The sequence below is a fragment of the Actinomyces gerencseriae DSM 6844 genome, assembly GCF_000429265.1.
Lineage (GTDB): Bacteria > Actinomycetota > Actinomycetes > Actinomycetales > Actinomycetaceae > Actinomyces > Actinomyces gerencseriae.
This window is the reverse complement of the sequence record NZ_AUBN01000003.1, coordinates 25,754-47,137: the sequence shown is the minus strand read 5'-3', so window position 1 is coordinate 47,137 and position 21,384 is coordinate 25,754. Positions and strand designations below refer to the sequence as shown.

20 protein-coding genes are annotated in these 21,384 nt (G+C 73.1%); 10 read left to right on the top strand and 10 right to left on the bottom strand.

The window, feature by feature from the left end:
- Positions 1 to 103: 103 nt before the first annotated feature.
- Positions 104 to 319, top strand: a complete 216-nt coding sequence (locus G448_RS0100240) for a DUF3107 domain-containing protein (RefSeq protein ID WP_026406327.1) — start codon at positions 104 to 106, stop codon at positions 317 to 319.
- 95 nt (positions 320 to 414) lie between these two features.
- Here G448_RS0100240 and G448_RS0100235 read toward each other — a convergent pair whose 3' ends face one another.
- The gene (locus tag G448_RS0100235; protein WP_026406326.1) at positions 415 to 2,679 is read right to left on the bottom strand and encodes an RNA ligase; all 2,265 of its coding nucleotides are present in this window, start codon (positions 2,677 to 2,679) and stop codon (positions 415 to 417) included.
- Positions 2,680 to 2,902: 223 nt separating this feature from the next.
- Entirely contained in the window at positions 2,903 to 3,556 is a 654-nt protein-coding gene (locus G448_RS0100230) for a ferritin-like fold-containing protein (RefSeq protein ID WP_026406325.1), read from the bottom strand.
- Positions 3,557 to 3,983: 427 nt separating this feature from the next.
- Between G448_RS0100230 and G448_RS0100225 the strand changes: the two genes are divergently transcribed.
- The gene (locus tag G448_RS0100225; RefSeq protein ID WP_026406324.1) at positions 3,984 to 5,687 is read left to right on the top strand and encodes a DEAD/DEAH box helicase; all 1,704 of its coding nucleotides are present in this window, start codon (positions 3,984 to 3,986) and stop codon (positions 5,685 to 5,687) included.
- 123 nt (positions 5,688 to 5,810) lie between these two features.
- Here G448_RS0100225 and G448_RS0100220 read toward each other — a convergent pair whose 3' ends face one another.
- Positions 5,811 to 6,440, bottom strand: coding sequence for a MarC family protein (locus G448_RS0100220; protein ID WP_026406323.1), 630 nt, complete (start codon positions 6,438 to 6,440; stop codon positions 5,811 to 5,813).
- 31 nt (positions 6,441 to 6,471) lie between these two features.
- Positions 6,472 to 7,323, bottom strand: a complete 852-nt coding sequence (locus G448_RS0100215; RefSeq protein WP_034493907.1) for a PHP domain-containing protein — start codon at positions 7,321 to 7,323, stop codon at positions 6,472 to 6,474.
- Between the two features lie 128 nt (positions 7,324 to 7,451).
- Between G448_RS0100215 and G448_RS0100210 the strand changes: the two genes are divergently transcribed.
- The 4 genes from G448_RS0100210 to G448_RS0100195 all read left to right on the top strand — a co-directional run bounded on the left by G448_RS0100210 (position 7,452) and on the right by G448_RS0100195 (position 11,830).
- On the top strand, positions 7,452 to 8,591 hold the full coding sequence (locus G448_RS0100210) for a Gfo/Idh/MocA family protein (protein ID WP_026406321.1): 1,140 nt from the start codon (positions 7,452 to 7,454) through the stop codon (positions 8,589 to 8,591).
- Between the two features lie 27 nt (positions 8,592 to 8,618).
- Positions 8,619 to 10,382, top strand: a complete 1,764-nt coding sequence (locus G448_RS14480) for an aminopeptidase P N-terminal domain-containing protein (protein ID WP_084436162.1) — start codon at positions 8,619 to 8,621, stop codon at positions 10,380 to 10,382.
- 84 nt (positions 10,383 to 10,466) lie between these two features.
- The gene (locus tag G448_RS0100200) at positions 10,467 to 10,856 is read left to right on the top strand and encodes a metalloregulator ArsR/SmtB family transcription factor (protein ID WP_026406320.1); all 390 of its coding nucleotides are present in this window, start codon (positions 10,467 to 10,469) and stop codon (positions 10,854 to 10,856) included.
- Positions 10,853 to 11,830 (top strand): cation diffusion facilitator family transporter, encoded by a 978-nt coding sequence (locus G448_RS0100195; RefSeq protein WP_026406319.1) that lies wholly within the window; start codon positions 10,853 to 10,855, stop codon positions 11,828 to 11,830. The genes G448_RS0100200 and G448_RS0100195 overlap by 4 nt, the downstream gene beginning before the upstream one ends.
- 25 nt (positions 11,831 to 11,855) lie before the next feature.
- On the opposite strand, the gene G448_RS0100190 is transcribed toward G448_RS0100195, so the two are convergent.
- On the bottom strand, positions 11,856 to 12,713 hold the full coding sequence (locus tag G448_RS0100190) for a sugar phosphate isomerase/epimerase family protein (protein ID WP_026406318.1): 858 nt from the start codon (positions 12,711 to 12,713) through the stop codon (positions 11,856 to 11,858).
- Positions 12,710 to 13,510: a YflT domain-containing protein gene (locus G448_RS0100185; protein ID WP_026406317.1), complete on the bottom strand. Its 801-nt coding sequence runs from the start codon at positions 13,508 to 13,510 to the stop codon at positions 12,710 to 12,712. The genes G448_RS0100190 and G448_RS0100185 overlap by 4 nt, the downstream gene beginning before the upstream one ends.
- Positions 13,511 to 13,588: 78 nt before the next feature.
- On the opposite strand from G448_RS0100185, the gene G448_RS0100180 reads away from it, so the two are divergent.
- From G448_RS0100180 to G448_RS0100170, 3 genes are all read left to right on the top strand, one after another.
- On the top strand, positions 13,589 to 14,881 hold the full coding sequence (locus tag G448_RS0100180) for a magnesium transporter MgtE N-terminal domain-containing protein (RefSeq protein ID WP_026406316.1): 1,293 nt from the start codon (positions 13,589 to 13,591) through the stop codon (positions 14,879 to 14,881).
- Positions 14,874 to 15,455, top strand: a complete 582-nt coding sequence (locus tag G448_RS0100175) for a DUF1003 domain-containing protein (RefSeq protein WP_026406315.1) — start codon at positions 14,874 to 14,876, stop codon at positions 15,453 to 15,455. The genes G448_RS0100180 and G448_RS0100175 overlap by 8 nt, the downstream gene beginning before the upstream one ends.
- A 145-nt stretch (positions 15,456 to 15,600) precedes the next feature.
- Positions 15,601 to 16,746 (top strand): Mrp/NBP35 family ATP-binding protein, encoded by a 1,146-nt coding sequence (locus tag G448_RS0100170; protein WP_026406314.1) that lies wholly within the window; start codon positions 15,601 to 15,603, stop codon positions 16,744 to 16,746.
- Positions 16,747 to 16,857: 111 nt separating this feature from the next.
- On the opposite strand, the gene G448_RS0100165 is transcribed toward G448_RS0100170, so the two are convergent.
- Positions 16,858 to 17,712 (bottom strand): twin-arginine translocase TatA/TatE family subunit, encoded by an 855-nt coding sequence (locus tag G448_RS0100165; RefSeq protein WP_026406313.1) that lies wholly within the window; start codon positions 17,710 to 17,712, stop codon positions 16,858 to 16,860.
- A 254-nt stretch (positions 17,713 to 17,966) separates the two neighbouring features.
- Between G448_RS0100165 and G448_RS0100160 the strand changes: the two genes are divergently transcribed.
- Positions 17,967 to 18,602 (top strand): O-methyltransferase, encoded by a 636-nt coding sequence (locus G448_RS0100160; RefSeq protein ID WP_026406312.1) that lies wholly within the window; start codon positions 17,967 to 17,969, stop codon positions 18,600 to 18,602.
- A 240-nt stretch (positions 18,603 to 18,842) separates the two neighbouring features.
- On the opposite strand, the gene G448_RS17210 is transcribed toward G448_RS0100160, so the two are convergent.
- The 3 genes from G448_RS17210 to dapE all read right to left on the bottom strand — a co-directional run bounded on the left by G448_RS17210 (position 18,843) and on the right by dapE (position 21,241).
- The gene (locus G448_RS17210; protein WP_084436160.1) at positions 18,843 to 19,010 is read right to left on the bottom strand and encodes a DUF3117 domain-containing protein; all 168 of its coding nucleotides are present in this window, start codon (positions 19,008 to 19,010) and stop codon (positions 18,843 to 18,845) included.
- 178 nt (positions 19,011 to 19,188) lie between these two features.
- Positions 19,189 to 19,962, bottom strand: a complete 774-nt coding sequence (locus tag G448_RS0100150; RefSeq protein WP_026406311.1) for an LOG family protein — start codon at positions 19,960 to 19,962, stop codon at positions 19,189 to 19,191.
- A 64-nt stretch (positions 19,963 to 20,026) separates the two neighbouring features.
- The gene (dapE, locus tag G448_RS0100145; RefSeq protein WP_026406310.1) at positions 20,027 to 21,241 is read right to left on the bottom strand and encodes a succinyl-diaminopimelate desuccinylase; all 1,215 of its coding nucleotides are present in this window, start codon (positions 21,239 to 21,241) and stop codon (positions 20,027 to 20,029) included.
- Positions 21,242 to 21,384 lie beyond the last annotated feature (143 nt).

Sequence of the window (21,384 nt, the reverse complement as noted above, 5' to 3'; positions counted from 1 at the left end):
GATGCGGGCGACGGGCCCGCCCTAGGATCGCCCTGGAATACGGCCAGGAACGACAGGAACGACCGACCGGCGGCGCGCCGCCGGCAGGAACGAAGGAGTCATCATGCAGGTCACGATCGGCATCAAGCACGTCGCCCGCGAGCTGAGCCTCGACACCACCGTCTCGCAGGAGGAGGTGCTCGCCGCGGTGGCCGGCGCCGCCGAGGCGGACGTCACACTGAGCGACGACAAGGGTCGTAAGGTCTTCATCCCGGCCGGCTCGCTCGCCTACGTCGAGGTCGGGGAGGCCTCCCCGCGCCGCGTCGGCTTCGGCGTGTGAGCCGTACGAGTCAGCCGTACGAGCATATGAGCGCATGAGCACAGCCGCGCCCCGCGAGAAGCGGGGCGCGGCGCCGTCGTCCCCTCACGGGGCTCTCACATGGCGGCGACCAGTGCCGGGATGTCGATCACCGGCCCGATCAGGCCATCGACCATGAAGTCCCCGACGAGCCCCCCGCCGGAGCCCTCGCCGGCGGCCCTATCGAGGTAGGTGCGCATGAGCCCGGCGCCCGGCCCCGTCGCGCGCACCCGGCCCCCCTCCAGGTAACGGGACAGCTGGGAGCGGAAGGCCTTGATCTCGCTGTAGACCCGGGACTTGTACTTGGCCATCGCGCCGTCGGCGTAGGTGATGACGAATCCCTCCTCCCCTCGCTCCTCGGCGACGCGGGACCGGGCTGCCAGCGCCGCCGTCGCACCGTCGTCCGCGGCCTCGGACAGGACCTCCACCTCCGGGGAGACGAAGCCGAAGTCGTCGGCCAGGCGCAGGCGCAGGTCATCGACCAGTTCCATGTCCTCCTGGTTGCGGATGGCGTCGAGCAGCACGACCTTGTCATCGCCCTCGTCGATGATGTGGGGATCGCGGCGGCTGATGACCTCGAAGGTGAGCGAGACTCCGGCCCCGGCGATGATCCCCGCGAGCTCGTCGGCCCGATCCCCCACGTGAGCGACCAGGAGGGCCTCCGCGTGCTCGGAGAAGGGTGTGACGCCGGACTTGGAGAAGACGCGCAGCCGACCATCGATGACGCTGACGATGGCGAGGTAGCCGTTCCACTTGCGGCGCGCGGTCAGGGGCCGTCCAACGCCGACGCGCACGATCTCCTCCGCGCTGGCCGGGCCCGGGGCTTGGCCGATGTTGAAGAACTTGTCGTAGCCGCGGGCGACGACCGCGGCGTCCGCGGCGCGCAGGAACAGGCCGCGGGCCCTGCAGCTGGTCTCGTCCCACAGGCGCTTGGTGAAGGCCCGCCTGGAGAAGTTGCAGGCGAGCACGCCGGGCAGGCCCGTCACCTCGCGCACGCGGACCTCGGGGTGGGCGCTCATGCGCGCCACCAGGCTGGTGGGGTCGGCGGCCGCGCCGGCGACCGCCGGGTGATCCTCCTCGAAGGCGTGAAGGGTGCGCGTGCCGTCGGCGTCGATCTGCAGGACGGCGAGATGGCCGCCGTGCTCGACCCCGTGCTCGAGGGTGTAGACGTTGGGCGCGGCCCGCGCGGGCCCCGGCTCCTCGGAGCGGGTGCCGTTGCGGTGCCCGTGGACCTGGAGGATCCGCGGGTGGGACAGGCGGGTCTCGACGGCGCTCTCGTAGCTGGACCGCCCCTGGAAGGTGGCGGACCGCCAGGAGGAGCCGAGCAGGAGCTGGAGCATGGGGACCTCCGTGAGGTCCCAGGCCAGGAGGCCATCCTCGCGCTCGGTGACGATCCGGTCGATGGTGGCCGGGTCGAGGCCCGCATGGGTGACCAGGACGTGCTCGCCTGCGAAGCGCAGACCGGCCAGCGGGACCATGCGCGCCAGGAGCGCCTCGATGTCCCCGTTGCTCCGCCCCGAGTCCAGGATCCGGCGACGGGACTCGCGCGTGTCCGGCCAGCTGCCGCCGCGCACGTCGGAGCAGAGCATGCGCAGGTGCTCGTCGTGGTTGCCCTCGACGAGGACGACGTTGTCCGGCACCTCGCCGGTCTCACCGGCGATGAGGTCGAAGACGCCCGCGGCGTCGGGACCCCGGTCGAACAGGTCGCCGACGAAGACGAACAGGGTGGCGGGGTCCCAGCCGCCGAAGCGCTCCTTGACCCGGGCCAGTGCCCCGGAGCAGCTCTGCACGTCGCCGATGATGACGAGGCGCTCGTAGCCGGTGGCGTCGATCTCCTCGACGGTGCTGAGGCGGCGCACGTCGTCCATGCCCACGACGGGCTCGACGACCGAGCCCGCCCCGGCCCGCACGCGGGCGGCGATGTCCGTCACGACGCGCGGCTCGACGTATCCGATCTCGCCGCGGCGGGACTCGTTGCGCTCGACCAGCTCGGCGTCGTCGAGCTCGCCCTGGACGTCGATGACGCGGACCTCGTAGCCGCAGCGCCGCGCCAGGGAGGCGAACTCCCGGTAGCTCTTGCGCGTCGGGTTGGTGCAGTCCAGCAGAAGGGTGCCGCCCTGCCGGATCCGGTTGGCGACGGCGGCCCTGAAGGCCGTCACGACCTGCTTCTCCGCGCCGAAGGTCATGGACAGGGTGGGAACGCCGTCCAGGTCCGTGAAGGGAGTGGAGTACAGGCGTCGGAAGTCGTCCAGACCGATGGCGAGATCGCCGAGCCGATGCCGGCGGATCAGAGTCGACTTGCCCGCGCCGGGCGCCCCGCGCAGGATGAACATCGTGCGCATGCGCGCACCTCCTTGCTCCTCTTTCTTCTCTTCTCTCTTCTTCTTCCCCCGCAGCCGGCCGGGGCCGACCGGGCTCCTCGGCCACCGGTTCTCCTCCCCGCCGGCCGGGGCCGAGGGACCGAGGGGCCGGTCAGAGCGCGCGGATGACGGCGATCGGCGGAGCCCCGGCCGTCCCGGCGGCGGCGCCCCGGCCCCCCGGGGCTCCCGATCGTGCCGCCCGGGGTCAGGCCCGCAGGCCCAGGCCGCGCATGCGGCTGGTCGCCCCCTGCGAGAGGACCTCGTACAGCGCCTCCGCATCGGCGCCGCCGCCCAGGAGCTCGGGATGCGCCGACAGCATCCGCCGGAGGGTGCCGATCTCCTCCCCCACGACCCGTCGTCCCCACAGGCCGAGCCGGGCGGCGAGCTGGGGATCGCCGGCCACGTCGTCGAGAAGCTCCGTGGCGGCCATGGCGCCGAAGCGGTCCGCCCCGAGCACGTCGAGCACCGCTGTGCGCAGCGGCTCGTCCAGGGCGTCCACCAGCGCCTCGGAGAAGTCCAGGAGCAGGCCGAAGGCGAGGTAGGTCTTGATCAGCCGCTCCTCCCAGTCCAACGGCCGCAGTCGCTCGTCGAAGTCCCCGAGGGAGCCGATGAAGGGCTCGGCACCGGCGCTGGCGTCCACCCCGGCCTCCCGGGCGAGGGCGTTGACGGCGTCGAAGGCGGCCACGCGCTCGGCGCTCATCCGCAGCAGCTCCACCCGCGGCCCCATCGAGGGGGCCTTGTCGGCGTCCTTGGCGTAGCGCGTGCAGGCGATGGAGCACATGAATGCGGCCATGCCCAGGACGGACTGCACGTGGGAGGCGGGGGACGACGACGGATAGGGGGGCATCGGGCTGGTCATGAGAACAAGCGTAGGCCGCCGGCGCGGGGCGCGTAGGGTCGCGCGCGGCGGGCCCGCGGGAGCGCGGCGGGGCGGACGGGCGACGATCATCGGTGAGCGGGAGAGCACGAGACGCGCCCGAGTGCGTGAGTTCGACCACCACCACGACGCTCGGGTCCCGGTCCCGGCGGCGCATCACGCGACAAGGGGCTAGCCTGGCGGAGTCCATGGCTGACCGGTCGTCCCGCAGCCTGGTCCCGCAGGCCCTCCGGCCCGGTGCGGGACACGATTCACGATCGGCTGCCGCACCGCGACCGCAAGGAGTTCGGCGCGCCGGGCCCGTGCCCAGCAGCGCCCGGCGCCCCCATGTCGCGCGCCCCCGGCGGGCCGAGGCCCGACCGCGCCGGTGCGCGCGGGGAGCACGCGCGGTCCGACCGGAAGGAACGTCGTGACCGACGACAGCACCGCCGCCCCGAGCGCGCTCGGGGCCCCCATCGCGCAGACCGCGCGGGCCCCCCGGAAGGGACCGGTCCCCGATGACGCCCCCGATGCCTCGGGCGTCCTGCGCACCTCCGGCGCCCACGCCCCGGTCCTGGACGAGGCCACTCCCGATATCACCGACGAGGACGGCGACGCCGATCTGACCGGGAGGACCTTCGCCGACCTCGGGGTGGAGCCGGAGCTCTGCAGCGCCCTGGCGGAGCACGGCGTCACCCATCCCTTCCCCATCCAGGCGCTCGCGCTCCCCGTGGCCCTGGAGGGCCAGGACATCATCGGCCAGGCCAAGACCGGCACCGGGAAGACGCTCGGCTTCGCCCTGCCCCTGCTCATGGACACCCTGGGCCCGGGCGAGGACGGCTGGGAGGAGGATCCGGCGTCGGGATCCCCGCAGGCGCTCATCGTCCTGCCCACCCGCGAGCTGGCCAAGCAGGTCGCCGAGGAGCTGGCCATGGCGGCGGCCAGGCGCACGGTGCGCATCGTGCAGGTCTACGGGGGGCGCGCCTACGAGCCGCAGATCGAGGCCCTGGAGCGGGGAGCCGAGATCGTCGTGGGCACGCCCGGCCGGCTCATCGACCTCATGGACCGCGACGTGCTGGATCTGACTCACGTGACCACCGTCGTGCTGGACGAGGCCGACGAGATGCTCGACCTGGGCTTCCTGCCCGACGTCGAGAAGATCCTGGCCCGCACGCGCAGCGACCGGCAGACCATGCTGTTCAGCGCCACCATGCCCGGCGCCGTGGTCGCCCTGGCACGGCGCTACATGACCAAGCCGACGCACATCCGCGCCCAGGACCCCGGTGACGAGGGCATGACGGTCACGACCGTCCGGCAGGTCGTGTACCGCACCCACGCCCTGAACAAGGTGGAGGTCGTCGCGCGGATCCTCCAGGCGGACGGACGCGGGCGCACCATCATCTTCGCGCGCACCAAGCGCACCTGCGCGCGCGTCGCCGAGGACCTGTCCGCCCGCGGCTTCGCCACGGCGGCCCTGCACGGGGACCTGGGCCAGGGGGCCCGCGAGCAGGCGCTTCGGGCCTTCCGCAACGGCAAGGTCGATGTGCTCGTCGCCACCGACGTCGCGGCGCGCGGCATCGACGTCGACGACGTCACCCACGTCATCAACTACCAGTGCCCGGAGGACGAGAAGATCTACGTCCACCGCATCGGCCGCACCGGGCGCGCGGGCCACTCGGGCACGGCGGTCACCTTCGTGGACTGGGACGACATCCCCCGGTGGAGGATGATCGCCAAGGCCCTGGGGCTGCCCGTCGAGGAGCCGGTGGAGACCTATCACACCAGCGACCACCTCTACACCGACCTGGGCATCGCCCATGACGCGACCGGCACCCTGCCGCGCTCCAAGCGCGTGCTGGCGGGACTGGACGCGGAGAAGATCGAGGACCTGGGCGAGACCGGCAGGCGCGAGCGCGGCTCGCAGGGATCGCGGCGACCGAGGGGCGGGCGGGGCGCGCGCGCCGGGCGCAGTGGCGGCGGCAGGGCCTCCCGCTCCGACGGGCACGACGATCACGACGCGCGGTGGCTCGACGGCGCCCGCGCGCGCCGCGGCGGGACGACGGCGCATGACGGGCGCCGCCGCTCCCGCAAACGCACCCGCGGGGGCAGGCCCGTCCCTCCTCGCGAGGACTGAGCCGAGCTGCCCCCGCCGGAGCCCGCCCCGGCGCGATCGGGCACGACCGGTCGCGGAGCGCCCGGGGCCGTGGGGACCCGCAGGACTATCGGAGAGCGTCTCTGAGCATGTCGATGTCGGCTCTCAGAGCATGTCGGCGATGAACGCGAGGACGCCGGCCGCGATCATCTGCACCGCGATCGCCGCGAGCAGCAGACCGAAGATCCGGGTGAGGACGCGGATCGCGGAGTCGCCCAGGAAGCGGTGCAGCGCCACGGAGAAGCGCAGGGTGAGCCAGATGACGACGTGAGTGGCGATCATGGCCGCGGTCACCGACGTCCACCCCACGATGGAGCCCGATGCGGACTCGACCGCCACCATGGCCGCGACGATGGCCCCCGGCCCGGCCAGCAGGGGCGTGCCCAGGGGCACCAGTGCGACGTTGGTGCTCACGGCCTCCGGGTCGGGGCTCTCATCGGCCTTGTCGGTGAGCAGCTCGAGGGCCACGAGCAGCAGCAGCAGTCCGCCGGAGGTCTGCAGGGCCGGCACGGAGATGCCGAGGAACTTCAGGATGTACCGCCCGAAGATCGCGAAGACCAGGATCACCGCCAGGGAGACCAGGGTGGCCTCCCTGGCCGAGCGCTTGCGCTCATCGGTGCTCTGCCGGCTGGTCAGCGACAGGAAGATCGGGATGGCCCCGAGCGGGTCCTGGATGACGAGCACCGTCGTGAAGGACGTGGCGAACAGGTTGAGGCTGAAGAGGGAGTCGAGCATGGGCGTGGGAGCGGATGTCCGGTGGAGCGGGTCAGGCGGTGACAAGAGGCAGGGCGCCCTCGCCGACGACGCGGTCGAGCAGCTCGGGCGCCATGAGGTTCTCGCCCAGGCGATTGGGCTTGCCGGTGCCATGGTAGTCGGAGGATCCGGACATTCCCAGACCGAGGGCGCGTGCCAGGGTGCGGGCCGCCTCGCGTCCGGCGGCGTCGTGGTCGCGATGATCGACCTCGAGGGCGGCCAGCCCCGCCTCGGCCATGGCGGCGAAGGTCTCGTCGGGCACGGGACGGCGCTGCCGCCGGACGGCGCGCGGGTGGGCCGCGACGGGCACGCCCCCGGCGCCGCGCACGAGCCCGCAGGCCTCGACGGGATCCGGCGCCCAGTGGGGCGCGTAGTACGGCGAGTCCGTGGCCAGCGGACCCGCGAAGGCGGCCGAGCGATCCGGGAAGCAGCCCGCGGACACGAGCGCGTCCGCGATGTGGGGCCGCCCGATGGTGGCCTCCCGCGAGGCCTGCTCGACGACGTCCTGCCAGGTGATCGGGTAGTCGGCCGCGAGGCGCTCGACCATGCGCCGGGCCCGGCCGTCGCGCGAGGCGCGGGCGTGCTCCAGGACGTCCCGCAGAGCCGCGTCCTCGGGATCGAAGAGGTAGGCGAGCAGATGGAGGACGGCGCCATCGGCGGCGCAGGAGATCTCCGCGCCCCGCAGCAGGGTCACGCCGCACCGCGGCACGGCCGCGGCGGCCTCGGCCCACCCGGCCGTCGTGTCGTGGTCGGTCAGCCCGACGACGTCGAGCCCCGCGCGCGCGGCCGCGGCCATGAGCTCCGTGGGCGTGTCGGTTCCGTCCGAGCAGGTGGAGTGGGTGTGGGGATCGATGCGCGCGCTCACGAGCACAGTGTAGGGAGGGCGCGGATGGACAGTGCGGGAGGACTGCGGGAGGGCGGCCCCCGGGCGCGCGGACTCGATTCGGGGGCGAACGCCGGCATGAGCGCAGCGGAGTGTGGGACGATGCCGGTATGAGTTCTCTCACTCCCATCGCGTCCGCCCGCTCCGACGGCACCGCCGCGGTCCCCGGGGCCGATCCGCCGATCGTGCGCTTCGGGATCGTGGGAGCCGGCTTCATCGCCCGGTGGTTCCTCCAGGCGGCCGCCGTCATGCCGCAGGCCCGGGTGGTGGCCGTGACCTCGGCGCACCCCGAGCGCGCGGCCGCCTTCGCCGCCGAGCACGGCATCGGGGCGTCGTACGCGACGCTGGAGGAGATGCTCGCGGCGGGCCGTCCCGATGGCCCCACCCCCATCGACGTCGTCTACATCGGCTCCCCGAACGCCCTGCACGCCCCCCAGACGATCGCCGCCCTCGAGGCCGGCTTCCACGTCCTGGTGGAGAAGCCGTTCGCACTCGACGCCGCCGAGGCGGAGGCGATGGTCGTCGCCGCCGGGCGCCACGACCGCTTCCTCATGGAGGGATGGCTGACCGCCTTCGAGCCGGGCACCGCGGCGATCCGTCGTGCCCTGCCCGAGCTGCTCGCCGATGGGAGCGGCCCGCACCGCGCGGTGCTGATCAGGGAGCAGTACTCCAGCCGCATGGATCACCTGCGCGCCGGAGAGCTGCCGCCCGCCTTCGACCCGGCCCTGGGAGGCGGCAGCCTCATGGACCTGGGCATCTACCCGGTGTCGCTGGCCATCCACCTGTTCGGGACGCCGAGCCGGATCACCGCCGCGGGGCGGAACCTGCCGGATGCGGCCGACTCCCACGGCGTCGTGGTGCTCGACTACGACCGGATCACCGGCGCCTGCGCCGCGGACGGGGCCGCCCTGCTCACGGATCTGCAGGTGGTCTGCCTGCACTCGAAGACCTCGCCCACCGGGACCGGCAGCTGCATCACCTCCGATCACCGCGTCCTGAGCTTCGACGACCCCCAGTGGCCCCGCGTCATCCGGTTGACGGGCCCGGAGGGCGAGGAGGACCTGTCGGTGCCCGACGACGGCGCGCCCGTGCTCGCCCGGGAGCTGGCAGAGGTCTGCCGTCTCGTGACCTCCGGGGCGCGGGAATCCGACCTTCACCCGCTGGCGGCGTCCGTCGCCGCGGCCGACGTGCTGTCGCGGGCCCGCCGTCGGTCGGGTGCCCGGGCCGAGGAGCCGACCCGCTCGGCCTGAGGGGCCGCCCGGTGGGAGGATGCGGTCATGAGTGAGACGAACCGTCCTTCCCCCGTCGCCCCCGCGCCGGCCGGCGAGCGAGCCGCCGAGACCGTCACCGGATCAGCCACTGAATCAGCCACTGAATCAGCCACTGAATCAGCCACTGAACCGGCTGCTGGATCCACGCCCGAGTCCGCCGCGGCCCCGCAGTCCCCGGCCCGCCCCTCCGACCGACCGACCGACGGCCCCTCGGTTCGACCCTCGAACCAGCCGACGAGTCAGCCGCTGAGCCAGCGCGGCGGCAACCGCTCCCGCCGGCCCACCAACAAGGCCTTCCGGGAGTTCATCGGCTCGGGCTGGGGCCCGCGCCCCTCCGACCTGCCGGAGCGCAGCGACGCCGCGCCGTGGGCCGCGACGCGCCGCAGCGCCCTGGGAGCGCTCTTCCCCGGCGAGCGCCTGGTGATCCCCGCCGGGACGCTGGTGACCCGCAACAACGACTGCGACTACCGCTTCCGGCCCCATTCGGCCTTCGCCCACCTGGCGGGCACGGGCACCGACTTCGAGCCCGACGCGGTCCTCGTCCTCGAGCCGCTCACCGTGCCGGGCCAGCGGATCGCCGCGGGCGAGCCCACGCACGAGTCCGTGCTCTACTTCCGTCCGCGCGCCTCGCGGACGAGCGAGGGGTTCTACGCCGACTCGCGCTACGGCGAGCTGTGGGTGGGTGTGCGCCCCTCCGTCGAGGAGGTCGAGGCCGCCACCGGGATCCGCTGCGCCCACATCGACTCGCTGCCCGACGTCCTGGCCAAGGACGCGGGCGCGGGCGGGGTCGGCCTGCGAGTGGTCGCCGAGGCCGACGCGGCCGTCACCGCGCTGGTCGACCGGGTGCGGCGCAGCGCCGGCCTGGCCGCCGGGCAGGAGGCCCAGCAGGTCGACGACGCGCTGGCCGAGGCGACCAGTGAGCTGCGCCTGGTCAAGGACGCCTGGGAGGTGGACCAGATGCGCAAGGCGGTGGACGCCACCAAGGCCGGCTTCGACGACCTCATCCGCTCCATCCCCCGCGCGAAGGGCCACTGGCGCGGCGAGCGCGTGCTCGAGGGGGCCTTCGGGGCCAGGGCCCGCGAGGAGGGCAACGGCCTGGGCTACGACACGATCGCCGCGGCCGGGGACCACGCCAACACCCTGCACTGGATCGACAACAACGGGCGCGTCCAGCCCGGCGAGCTGGTGCTGGTGGACGCCGGCGTGGAGATCGACTCCCTCTACACGGCCGACGTGACCCGCACGATCCCGGTGGACGGGCGATTCACCGCCGAGCAGCGCCGCGTCTACGAGGCGGTGCTCGAGGCCGCCGACGCGGCCTTCGCCCGGGCCAACGAGCCCGGCTGCCGCTTCAAGGACCTGCACGCCGCGGCCATGGAGGTCATCGCCGCCCGGCTGGAGGAGTGGGGGCTGCTGCCCGACGGCGTCACGGCGGCCGACTCCCTCGGCCCCGAGGGGCAGTACCACCGGCGCTGGATGGTGCACGGCACGAGCCACCACCTGGGCCTGGACGTGCACGACTGCGCCCAGGCGCGCCGCGAGATGTCCATGGACGCCGAGCTCGTCCCGGGCATGGTCTTCACGATCGAGCCGGGCCTGTACTTCAGGGCGGACGACCTGCGGGTCCCCGCCGAGCTGCGCGGCATGGGGGTGCGGATCGAGGACGACGTCGTCATGCGCCCCGACGGCCGCGCCGAGTACCTGACCGCGGCGATCCCGCGCACGGCCGATGACGTCGAGGCCTGGGTGAACGGCCTGATCGAGAGCTGAGCCGCGCAGCACGAGCAGCACGCGAATCACGAGGATTCTGACACCTCTTGACATCATTTCGGCACCCACCGATATCATCGGTGGGTGCCGATCATTCATGAGATCCTGCCCACCGATATCACCGACGACACCTCCGCCGTCCACGACGCCACCGCCCAGGCGGCGGTCCTGTCCGTCCTCGGGGATCCCACGCGTCTGGCCGTCCTGTCCCACCTGCGCGGCGGCGAGCACCGCGTCGGCGAGCTCGCCGAGCACCTGGGCCTGGCCCAGTCGACGGTCTCCCAGCACCTCGCCATCCTGCGCGGCGCCGGACTCATCTCCACACACGCCCACGGCCGAGCCCGCGTGAGCGTCCTGGAGCACGCCGACGAGCTGACCGCCGTCCTCGTCGCCGCCGGGACCCTCGCCCGCGCGGTCGCCGTCGCCCCTGATAACGCCGGCGATGAGCCGGAGGAGACGGAGAGGATCGAATGAGCGCCGCCGACCGCCCCCTCCCCGACCACCGCGACCACGATGGCCGGCACGACCCGCACGACCACCGTCCCCATCACGCCCACGACCACTCCGCCGGCGCCTCGCGGGGCCGGCTCGCCCTCGTCCTCGCCCTGACCTCCACCGTCCTCGTCGCCGAGGTCGTCACCGGCCTGCTCACCGGCTCCCTCGCCCTGCTCGCGGACGCCGGTCACATGCTCACCGACGCCATCGGCCTGGTCATCGCGCTCACGGCCGCGCACCTGTCCACCCGCCCGCCCACGGACCGCTCGACCTGGGGCATGCGGCGCGCCGAGGTCATCGGCGCCGCCCTCCAGGCCGGGATGCTCGCCGTCGTCGGGATCGTCGTCGGCGTGCGCGCGATCATCGACCTCCTCGCGCCGGGCGAGATCGGGGCCGACGGCATGCTCGTCATGGGCGTGATCGGCCTGGCCGCCAACGTCGTCTCCATGCTCGTCCTGGCGAGCGGCCGCGGGTCGAGCCTCAATACCCGCGCGGCCTTCCTGGAGGTCGCCAACGACGCGCTCGGCTCGGTCGGGGTCATCGTGGCCGCGGGCGTCGTCGCGCTCACGGGATGGACCCGCGCCGACGCCATCGCATCGCTCCTCATCGTCGCCCTCATCTTCCCGCGGGCGCTGAGCCTGCTGCGCTCGGCCGGACGCGTGCTGATGGACTTCACGCCCGAGACCCTCGACCTGGCCGAGGTGCGCCGCCACGTCCTGGACGTCGACCACGTCGAGGACGTCCACGACCTGCACGCCTGGACGATCGCCTCCGGCCTGCCGGTGCTGACCGCCCACGTCGTCGTGCGCGACGAGTGCCTGCGCGACGGGCACGCCGCGGCGATCCTGGACATGCTCCAGACGTGCGTCGCCGAGCACTTCCCGGTTCCCATCAAGCACGCGACCTTCCAGCTCGAGCCCGCCGCCCACCGCGAGCTCGAGAGCCCCTGCTGAGCCGAGCCGGCGGCGCGGCGGCGCATCAGCCCGTGCGGTAGCGCCTGCGCGTGGGAGCGGGGACGTGGACGTTCTCGGTGCGCCCCTCCCCCTCGAGGTGCTCGCGGGCGAACGCCAGGGCGCTGGTCAGGCCCTCGCGGCGCTCGGCGGCCGTCATGGATCCCGCCTTGACCTCGACGACGACCTGGCCGCCGCGGCCCTCGAAGCCGGTGTCCGCCAGGTGCGCCAGGACGCCCGCGCAGTCCTGGTTGCCCTGGCCGGGCAGAAGGTGGTCGTCGCGGAACCCCGGCACCCCGTCCGTCAGGTGGAGGTGGCGCAGGGTCGGGCCGAGCGCACGGGCCATGGCCAGGGCGTCCGAGCCCGAGGTCGCCGCGTGGGAGATATCCAGGGTGACCGAGTGGTAGCCCTGACCCACCGGGTCCCAGGTCGGGGAGTACGCCTGGAACTCCCGTGAGGAGCGGGCGTCGCGGGGGCGCCAGGTGAACATGTTCTCCACGCACAGGTGCATGCCGGTGGTGGTCTCGCGCAGAGCCACCCCGGCCACGAAGCCGCGGGCGTAGCGGGTCTGCCAGAAGAAGGGCGGGTGGAGAACGACGTTGGGCGCCCCCAGGGCGAACGCGAGCTCGATGGAGCGATCGACCTTGTCCCAGGGATCGGCGCCGAAGACCCCGCGGGTGAGCAGCAGCGTGGGGGCGTGCACGGCCAGGACCGGTTGCTCGTAGCGCTCGGCGAGCACGGACAGGAGCCGCGAGTCCTGCGTGGTGCGCTCGGACCACACCATGACCTCGACGCCGTCGTACCCGAGCTCGGCCGCCAGCGCGAAGGTCGTCTCGACGCCGGCGGGCATGAGGCAGGCATTGGACAGGCCGATGGGGATGCTCATGCCTCGTCAGCCCCGTGCTCGTCGGAGCGCCCCGAGCCCTCTTCGCCCCGGGCACGGGGCCCCCGGTCGTCCGCCGGCCGCAGGTAGGGGTCGACCTCCTCCCCCTCCGCCGCGCCGGAGCCGCCGGGACCCCCGGGGCCGCCGGCGTCGGAGTACTCGGAGGGATCGACCCCCTCTGGCACGCGGACGCCGTAGCGCGGCCGCTCGTCGAGGCGCGACCCGAAGGCCGTGGGGCCGCCGCCGCGCGCCTGCTCCCGAGCGGCTCGCCGCTCCTCGGCCCGACGAGCCGCGTCGCCGCCCCGGGAGAGGTTGCCGGGCACGCCGGCCAGGGCCTGCGCCGCCTCGGCGGCTCTGGACGACGCGATGATCGAGTAGCGCGAGGCCACGACCTGGCTCACCGAGGTGAAGTCGCGCCGCCCGCGGGTCAGCGCGTAGGAGCCCACCTGGAAGACGATCCCCCACACCACGCCCAGGAGCACCGCCGTCACCATGCTCATGCCGCCGGCCGACTCGGAGCCCACCAGGGACATCATCGCGCCGAAGAACAGGCCGATCCACAGACCCGACCCGGCGCCCGAGGCAACGGCGCGCCCCCAGCTCATGCGTCCCGTGATCCGCTCCACCTGCCGCAGGTCGGTACCGATGATGGTGAGGTGCTGCACGGGGAAGCCATCATCGGACAGGGAGTCGACGGCGTGCTGGGCCTCGGCGTAACTGGCGAAGGAGGCGACCTCATCGCCCCGGGGCATGACGCCGCCCCTGGGCGAGAGCGCGGGTCGCGCGGAGAACTGACTCATGACCCCATCGTCCCACGCCACGCCCCCGATCAGGGCCGCATACCGGCCCATCATGCTCGGGGCGCATAGTCTGTGCTCGTGGAGAACACCAGGACGCGCACTATATCAAGGGTCTTCGTCGCCCGTCTCGTGGGCACGACCGTCTTCGATCCGCTCGGGGACGCGGTGGGCAAGGTCCACGACGTCATCGTCCTGATCCAGATGCGCGGGGAGCCGCGAGCGGTGGGACTGGTCATCGAGGTGCCCGGCCGCCGCCGCGTCTTCCTGCCGCTGTCACGGGTGACGGCCATCGAGCCGGGCGCCGTCATCACCACCGGCCTGGTCAACATCCGCCGCTTCGAGCAGCGCCACGTCGAGACGCTCGTCGTGGGCGAGCTGCTCGACCGAGTGGTCACCATGCGCGACGGCACGGGGCCCGTCACGGTCCGCGACGTCGCCATCGAGCGCGACCGCGGCATGGACTGGAAGGTGACGCGCCTGTTCGTCCAGCGCGGCGCCTCCGGCCCCCTGGGACTGCGCCGCGGGGAGACCTTCATGGCGCGCCCCGAGGAGGTCACGGGCCTGGCGGGCAGCGCCGACCAGCAGGGGGCGACCGCGCTGCTGGCCACCATGGAGGACCTCAAGCCCGCCGACCTGGCCGATGTCCTGTCGGACCTGCCCCTGCCCCGCCAGATCGAGGTGGCCGCCGAGCTGTCCGACGAGCGCCTGGCCGACGCCGTCGAGGAGCTGTCCACCGACGACGCCGTCGCCCTGCTGTCGGGGCTGGACGCCGCCCGCGCCGCCGACGTCCTGGACGCCATGCAGCCGGACGACGCCGCCGACCTGGTCTCGGAGCTCCCCCTGCCCAAGGCGACCGAGCTGCTCGGACTCATGCAGCCCGATGAGGCCGAGGACGTGCGCCGCCTCATGAGGTACGACGAGTACACCGCCGGCGGCCTCATGACGACCGAGCCGATCATCCTGCCCCCGGAGGCCAACGTGGCGACCTTCCTGGCGCAGGCGCGCAAGGCCGAGGTCCAGCCGGCGCTCGCGGCGATCGCCTTCGTGTGCCGCCCCCCGCTGGAGTCCCCGACGGGGCGCTTCCTGGGAATGGTCCACTTCCAGAAGGCCCTGCGCGAGCGCCCGCAGCGCCTGCTCGGCTCGATCCTGGACAAGGCCCTCGAACCAGTCCACGCCGACGACTCGATCGGCACGGTCACCCGGCTGCTGGCCACCTACAACCTCACCGCCCTGCCGATCCTGGACGAGGCGGGTCGGCTGCTCGGCGCGGTGTCCGTCGACGACGTCCTGGACCACCTCATGCCCGACGACTGGCGGGAGGCCGATGAGGCCGTCACCGACGAGACGATCGAGAGGAACGCCAATGCCTGACCAGCTCGACCAGCCGCTGAACCGGTCCCGCTCGCGGTGGATGCGCTGGTTCCATCCCGCGCGCGCCTCCCGCTCCGACGGCTTCGGGCGCTTCGCCGAGGCGACGGCCCGGTTCATGGGCTCGCCGAAGTTCGTCCTCTACATGACGGTGTTCGTCGTGGCGTGGATCGCGGCGAACATGCTCCTGGTGAAGATCAACGAGGGAGCCGCCTGGGACCCGTACCCCTTCATCCTGCTCAACCTGGCCTTCTCCACCCAGGCGTCCTACTCCGCGCCGCTGATCCTGCTGGCCCAGAACCGCCAGGACGACCGCGACCGCGTCACCGCCGAGCAGGACCGCCAGCGCGCCCAGCGCAACCTGGAGGACACGGAGTTCCTCACTCGCGAGATCGCCTCGCTGCGCCTGGCGATGAACGAGGTGGCCACCCGGGACTTCGTGCGCTCCGAGCTGCGCGACGTCCTGGAGGAGCTGCTCACCGAGGAGCGCCGCTCGCGCGAGGAGATCGTCGGCGAGCTCATGGAGGAGCTCTCCGAGGAGCCGGACGGGCAGGGGGCGCCGCCACGGAACGCCTGAGGCCATGCGCGCCCGGAGCGCAGCACGGGCCTCGGACCCGGCCGGCGCCCGATCCCGCCCCGAGGCCGCGCCCGGAGCGCGAAGGCCCCCTCCAACGTGCTGCGCACCACGACGGCCACCGCACGCGGCCACTTAGGATGGTGTCATGTCCGCACCCACCGAAGACGCAGTTCGTGAGGCCCTCGGCCGAGTCATCGACCCCGAGCTCCGCCGTTCGATCACCGATCTCGGCATGGTCGAATCGGTCGAGATCGACGACGCGGGGGCCGTGACCGTCGGCGTCCTGCTGACTGTCGCCGGCTGTCCGCTCAAGGACACGATCACGGAGGACACGCGTCGCGAGGTCGGTGGTGTCGAGGGCGTCACCGGGGTGAGCGTGCGCCTGGGCGTCATGACCGACGAGCAGAAGGCGGAGCTGCGCGCCCGGCTGCGCGGCGGCGCCGCCGAACCGGTCATCCCCTTCACCCAGCCGGGCAGCCTCACGCGCGTGTACGCGGTGACCTCCGGCAAGGGCGGGGTCGGCAAGTCCTCGGTGACCGCCAACCTCGCGGCGGCGATGGCCGCCCAGGGCCTGAGCGTGGGCGTCGTCGACGCCGACATCTACGGCTTCTCCATCCCCCGCATGCTCGGCGTGGACCGGGTCCCCACCCAGCTGGACGGCATGATCGTCCCGCCGGTGGCGTACGGGGTCAAGGTCATCTCCATCGGCATGTTCGTGGAGGACAAGCAGCCGGTCGTCTGGCGCGGTCCCATGCTGCACCGGGCGGTCCAGCAGTTCCTCTCCGACGTCTTCTGGGGCGACCTGGACGTCCTCCTGCTCGACCTGCCCCCCGGAACCGGGGACGTGACGATCTCGGTGGCCCAGCTCCTGCCGAACGCCGAGATCCTGGTGGTGACCACGCCGCAGACCGCCGCGGCGGAGGTCGCCGAGCGCACCGGGCTCATCGCCACCCAGACCAATCAGAAGGTCGTCGGCGTCATCGAGAACATGTCCTACATGCCGCAGGCCGACGGTTCGCGCCTGGAGATCTTCGGCTCGGGAGGGGGCGGGAGAGTCAGCGACTCACTGACGCGAACGCTGGGGTACGAGGTGCCGCTCCTGGCCCAACTCCCCCTGGACATCCGCCTGCGGGAGGGCTCCGACGGCGGTGTGCCCACCACTGTCTCCGAGGGCGGCAGGCCGGCCGCCGATGCGCCCGCGGCCCTGGAGCTGGCGGGGGTCGCGAGCAGGCTCTCCCACCGCTCCCGCGGGCTGGCCGGTCGCAGGCTCAGCCTGAAGGTCGCGACCTGACGACCGCCGACCGCCGGGAGCCCCGAGGGGCTCCCGGCGGTCGGCGGTCGTGAGTGAGTCGCCTCGGCCGGCCCCGATCCTCGGTCAGCCGGATCTCAAACCTCCCGGGCCTCAGGCATCGACGACGGCCGTTGCGGCCTCGGCGCGGGTGCGCGCGGCGGCGTTGGCCGCGCGCACGATGTCGCGGGGAGACACCGGGCGCACCCGGGTCCTCCCGATCGACCGCTCGGCGTCCCCATCATCCTGGGCGGCGTCCTCGACCAGGCTCGAAGGAACCGGATCCGGGGCCCGACCACCCGGGCCCTCATCGGCCGCCCCGGCCGCCGGGATCTCATCCAGGGTCTCATCGGCCGCCGGGGCCTGGATGACCGAATCCCCGTCGGCGGCCCTCCCACCGTCGTCGGCGGGGGCCCCGCCAGCATCCACCGGGACGCCGGCGGTCGTCCCGCCCGTGGTGTCATCGGCATCGTGCGAGTCCCTGCAAGAGCTCTCGGAGGAGCCCCCGGAGCCGTCTCCGTCGGGAGCGCCGGACGGCGACGGCTCCGCCTGCGCCTCGCGCTCCCTGCGCGTCTCCTCGGCCTTGCCATCGATCATCCGAGTCAGGGACTTGGTCGAGCGGGGCGCCGTCCCCGTCGCGACGGCGTCGGCCGTCTCCCTGGCCTCCTTGGCGACGGACTGGAACGGGGTGGCGAGGTCCTTGCGGATGGCGTCCAGGTCCTCGCCCAGGGCGTCGCGCACGATCTTGCGCGGGTCGTAGTTGCGGGGGTCGAGGTCGGTCAGGTTGAGGTCGGCCAGCTCCGGACCGACCTCCTCTGCGATCTGCTCCTTGGCGTCGTCCAGGAACACCCTGAGACGGCGCACGGCCTGGGTCAGCTTGCGGGCGTACTCGGGCAGGCGCTGCGGCCCGACGACGATGACCACCACCAGGATGATGACGAGGAATTCGGAACCCGAGATGCCTAGCACGCGACCAGTATAGGGAACGAGGACGACACCGAGCACGGGCCCGGCGCACGGCGGACGGGGCCGCGGCGTGCCGCACGGCGATCCCGCACGCCCGCGTAGCATCACGGCGGCGTGCGCATCGCCAGGGGCGATACCGCTGATGGGCTCGCAACCTGGAACAATGAGAGCAGTCGCCCGCGCCCGCCCCGCCTCGGGCCCCGCACGGGCAGACCCGATCCCACGCGACCACCGGTCGCAGCACGGAAGGTGGAACGGTGAGCGCCGACAAGACCTTGAGCTGGTCCTACACCGAGGAGTTCCCCGGCGAGGACGAGCAGACCGCCGAGGCCAGGCTGCGCGGCATCGAGCTCGGCATCGCGCCCGTGTCCCCGGCGACCGGCGCGGCACTGAGGATGCTCGCCGCCGCCGTGGCCGCGAAGTCCGTCGCCGAGATCGGCACCGGCACCGGCGTCTCGGGGCTGTGCCTGCTCAGCGGCATGGGCTCGGACGGCGTGCTGACGACCATCGACGTCGAGCCCGAGCTCCAGAGGGAGGCGCGCAGGGCCTTCGACGCCGCCGGCTACCCGGGGGCGCGCACGCGGATCATCCGGGGCAGGGCCTCCGACGTCATGCCCCGCATGGCCGCCCGCTCCTACGACATGGTCGTCCTCGACGTCGAGCCGGAGGAGTCCGCCGCGCTGGCCGGAGCGGCGCTGCGCATGCTGCGCATCGGCGGCGTCCTCGCCGTCACTCGGGCCCTGTGGAACGATCATGTCGCCGACCCCGCCCGCCGCGACGCCGCGACGGTCGCCGCGCGCGAGCTCGGCAAGTCCCTGCGCGATCACGACAGTGTGCTCGTCTCGCTCCTGCCGGTGGGCGACGGGCTGCTGGTGGCCGTCCGCCGGGCCTGAGCCCGGTGCCGGCCCCGGGCCGCCCGGACCGACCCCTGAATCGAACCGGTTCTCGACCGGTTCGCACCGGCCCATGCCGGCCCGGACCGATTCGGGCCGGCCCCGACTGGCGCAGGACCTGTTACCGGAGTAGTAGTAGTGGACTGGTGCTCCTGCGCCCTCATACGAGAACCGGGCCCGTGGGGACCCGGCTCCTGCCGTTACCGCGGTCGGCACCGCATACGATGCACGGCTCGAGAATCAGTACTTCACGGAGGCCAGCGCCTCCTGGAGCTCTTTGATCTCATTGGGTGTGATCTCGACGACCAGACGGCCACCGCCCTCCAGCGGTACGCGCATAATAATCGAGCGGCCTTCTTTGACGACTTCGAGAGGCCCGTCGCCGGTCCTGGGCTTCATGGCAGCCATGAGCTCCCCTTTCAGTGCTGTATCGCGGATTCATCACCGCACTGCCCAGTTCATTCTACGGCACGACGACGCCGATCCTCAGGAGAACGTGGTTAAGTCCACGAATGCTCAACTATGCCCGGTTCCGCTTCGTCGCCGCCCGGTCGTCGGGTCATCCGCCGGGCCGCCTCGCGCCTCGTCAGGCCTCGCGATCCCGGGCGACCCGACCGGCCCGCAGCCGCCGCGCGCCATCGACGACGTAGTCGACGGCCTCCCGGGCCGTGTCGACAACGGGGAGCAGATCGAGGTCCTCGGGCGAGATCGTGCCGGTGTCGAGAACGGTGCCGCGGATCCAGTCCACCAGTCCGCCCCAGTAGGCCGAGCCCACCAGTACGATCGGGAAGGAGGAGACCTTGCCGGTCTGGACCAGGGTGACTGCCTCGAAGAGCTCGTCGAGCGTGCCCATGCCCCCCGGCATGACGACGAAGCCGTCCGAGTACTTCAGGAACATCGTCTTGCGCGCGAAGAAGTAGCGGAAGTCGATGCCCAGGTCGACGTACTGATTCATCTCCTGCTCCCGGGGGAGCTCGATGCCGAGTCCCACGGAGGCGCCGCCGGCCTCATGGGCGCCCTTGTTGGCGGCCTCCATCATTCCGGGGCCCCCGCCGGTGATGACGCCGTAGCCGCTGCGCGCCAGGCCCGCTCCGATCCGCTCGGCCAGGGCGTAGGCCGGGTCGTCGGCGGCGGTGCGCGCCGACCCGAAGACGCCGATCGCCGGCCCCAGCTCGGCCAGCGCGCCGAACCCCTCGACGAACTCGGACTGGATGCGCAGGACGCGCCACGGATCGGAGTGGAGCCAGTCGGCGTCGCCTCGACGGTCCAGCAGGCGCGCGTCGGTGGTCCGAGCGGGGATCTGAGTCCCGCGCAGCAGCACGGGCCCCTTGCGGTAGGTCTCACGTATCTTGCTCGTCATGGGGGCATGATCCCCCATCGCGCGGCGGTACCGGCGGGTGCCGTCGGACACGCCGCCCGGACCATCACGCGAGCCAGGCGCGCAGCGCGTCCGCGACCGCCTCGATCTGGTCCACGGGGCAGTGCTCGTCGTCGGTGTGGCACAGCATCGGGTCGCCCGGGCCGAGGTTCACCGCGGGCACGCCGGCCGCGGAGAAGCGGGCGACGTCGGTCCACCCGTACTTGGGGCCGACCCCTCCCCCGCGCTCGCGCACCAGATCGATGAGCTCGCGCGCCATGGGGGAGTCGAGACCCGGGCGGGCGGGCGGGCTCAGGTCGTCGAGCTCGACCGCGACCGCCCCGGTGCCGGCGTCGATGACCGGGCCCGCCCCGTCGTCGACGCCGGGACGGTCGGGGGCGAGTCCCGCCAGGACGCGCCGGGCGCGAGTGAGGGCCTCCTCGGCCGTCAGGTCGGGGGCGAAGCGGTAGTTGACCGTGAGGCGGCAGCGGTCGGGGATCGTGTTGGCCGCCACGCCCCCCTCGATGAGGACGACGCTGAAGGACTCCCGGTAGGCCAGGCCCTCGACCTCGACGGTCCGCACCGGAGCGGCTCGGACCCGCTCGATGAGGGTGGAGGCGGCGTGAATGGCGTTGACGCCGCGCCAGGCCCGTGCCGAGTGCGCGGCCAGCCCGGGCACGTCCAGGATGAGGCGCAGGGTGCCGTTGCAGCCGCCCTCGATGCCCGCGCCGGTGGGCTCGCCGAGCACCGCCAGGTCGGCCTCGAACCAGTCCGGGTGGGCCGCGAGCGCCAGGCCGAGCCCGTTGAGCTCATCGACGACCTCCTCGTTGTCGTAGAAGACCCAGGTGACGTCGCGGCGCGGGGCGGTCAGGGTGGCGGCCAGGTGCAGGCCGACGGCGACGCCGCCCTTCATGTCGACACTGCCGCGCCCCCACACGACCGGCCGGCCGTCGCGCGTCTCCATGCGGCCCGGGACGTTGCCGGTGCGACGCGAGACGGGGACGGTGTCCAGGTGACCGGCGACGACGATCCTCTCGGGGCGGCCCAGACGGGTGCGGGCGACGACCGTGTTGCCGTGCCGCAGGACCTCCAGATGCCCCCGTGCCGCCAGAGCGGCCTGGACGGCGTCGGCCAGCGGGCCCTCGGCGCCGGACACGCTCGGGGCGGACACCAGGGCGAGGGCGAGGGCTCCGAGGTCGCCGGTGGGATCGGGCAGCGCAACGGGATCGCCGGGCGGCTGCTGCGGGGCCCGAGGGGGCCGCGGGAGCGGGGCATCGGTCATGGGCCCAGCGTACGGCGACGCCCGGTTCCGAGGCCGAGCCCGAGCGGCGCGCCCCGAGCCGGGAGCGGCCGGGCCCGAGCGGCGGGATCCGAGCCCGCTCCGGCGGCACGGCCCGGGCTCCAGATCCCCGGGCCCGAACGGCG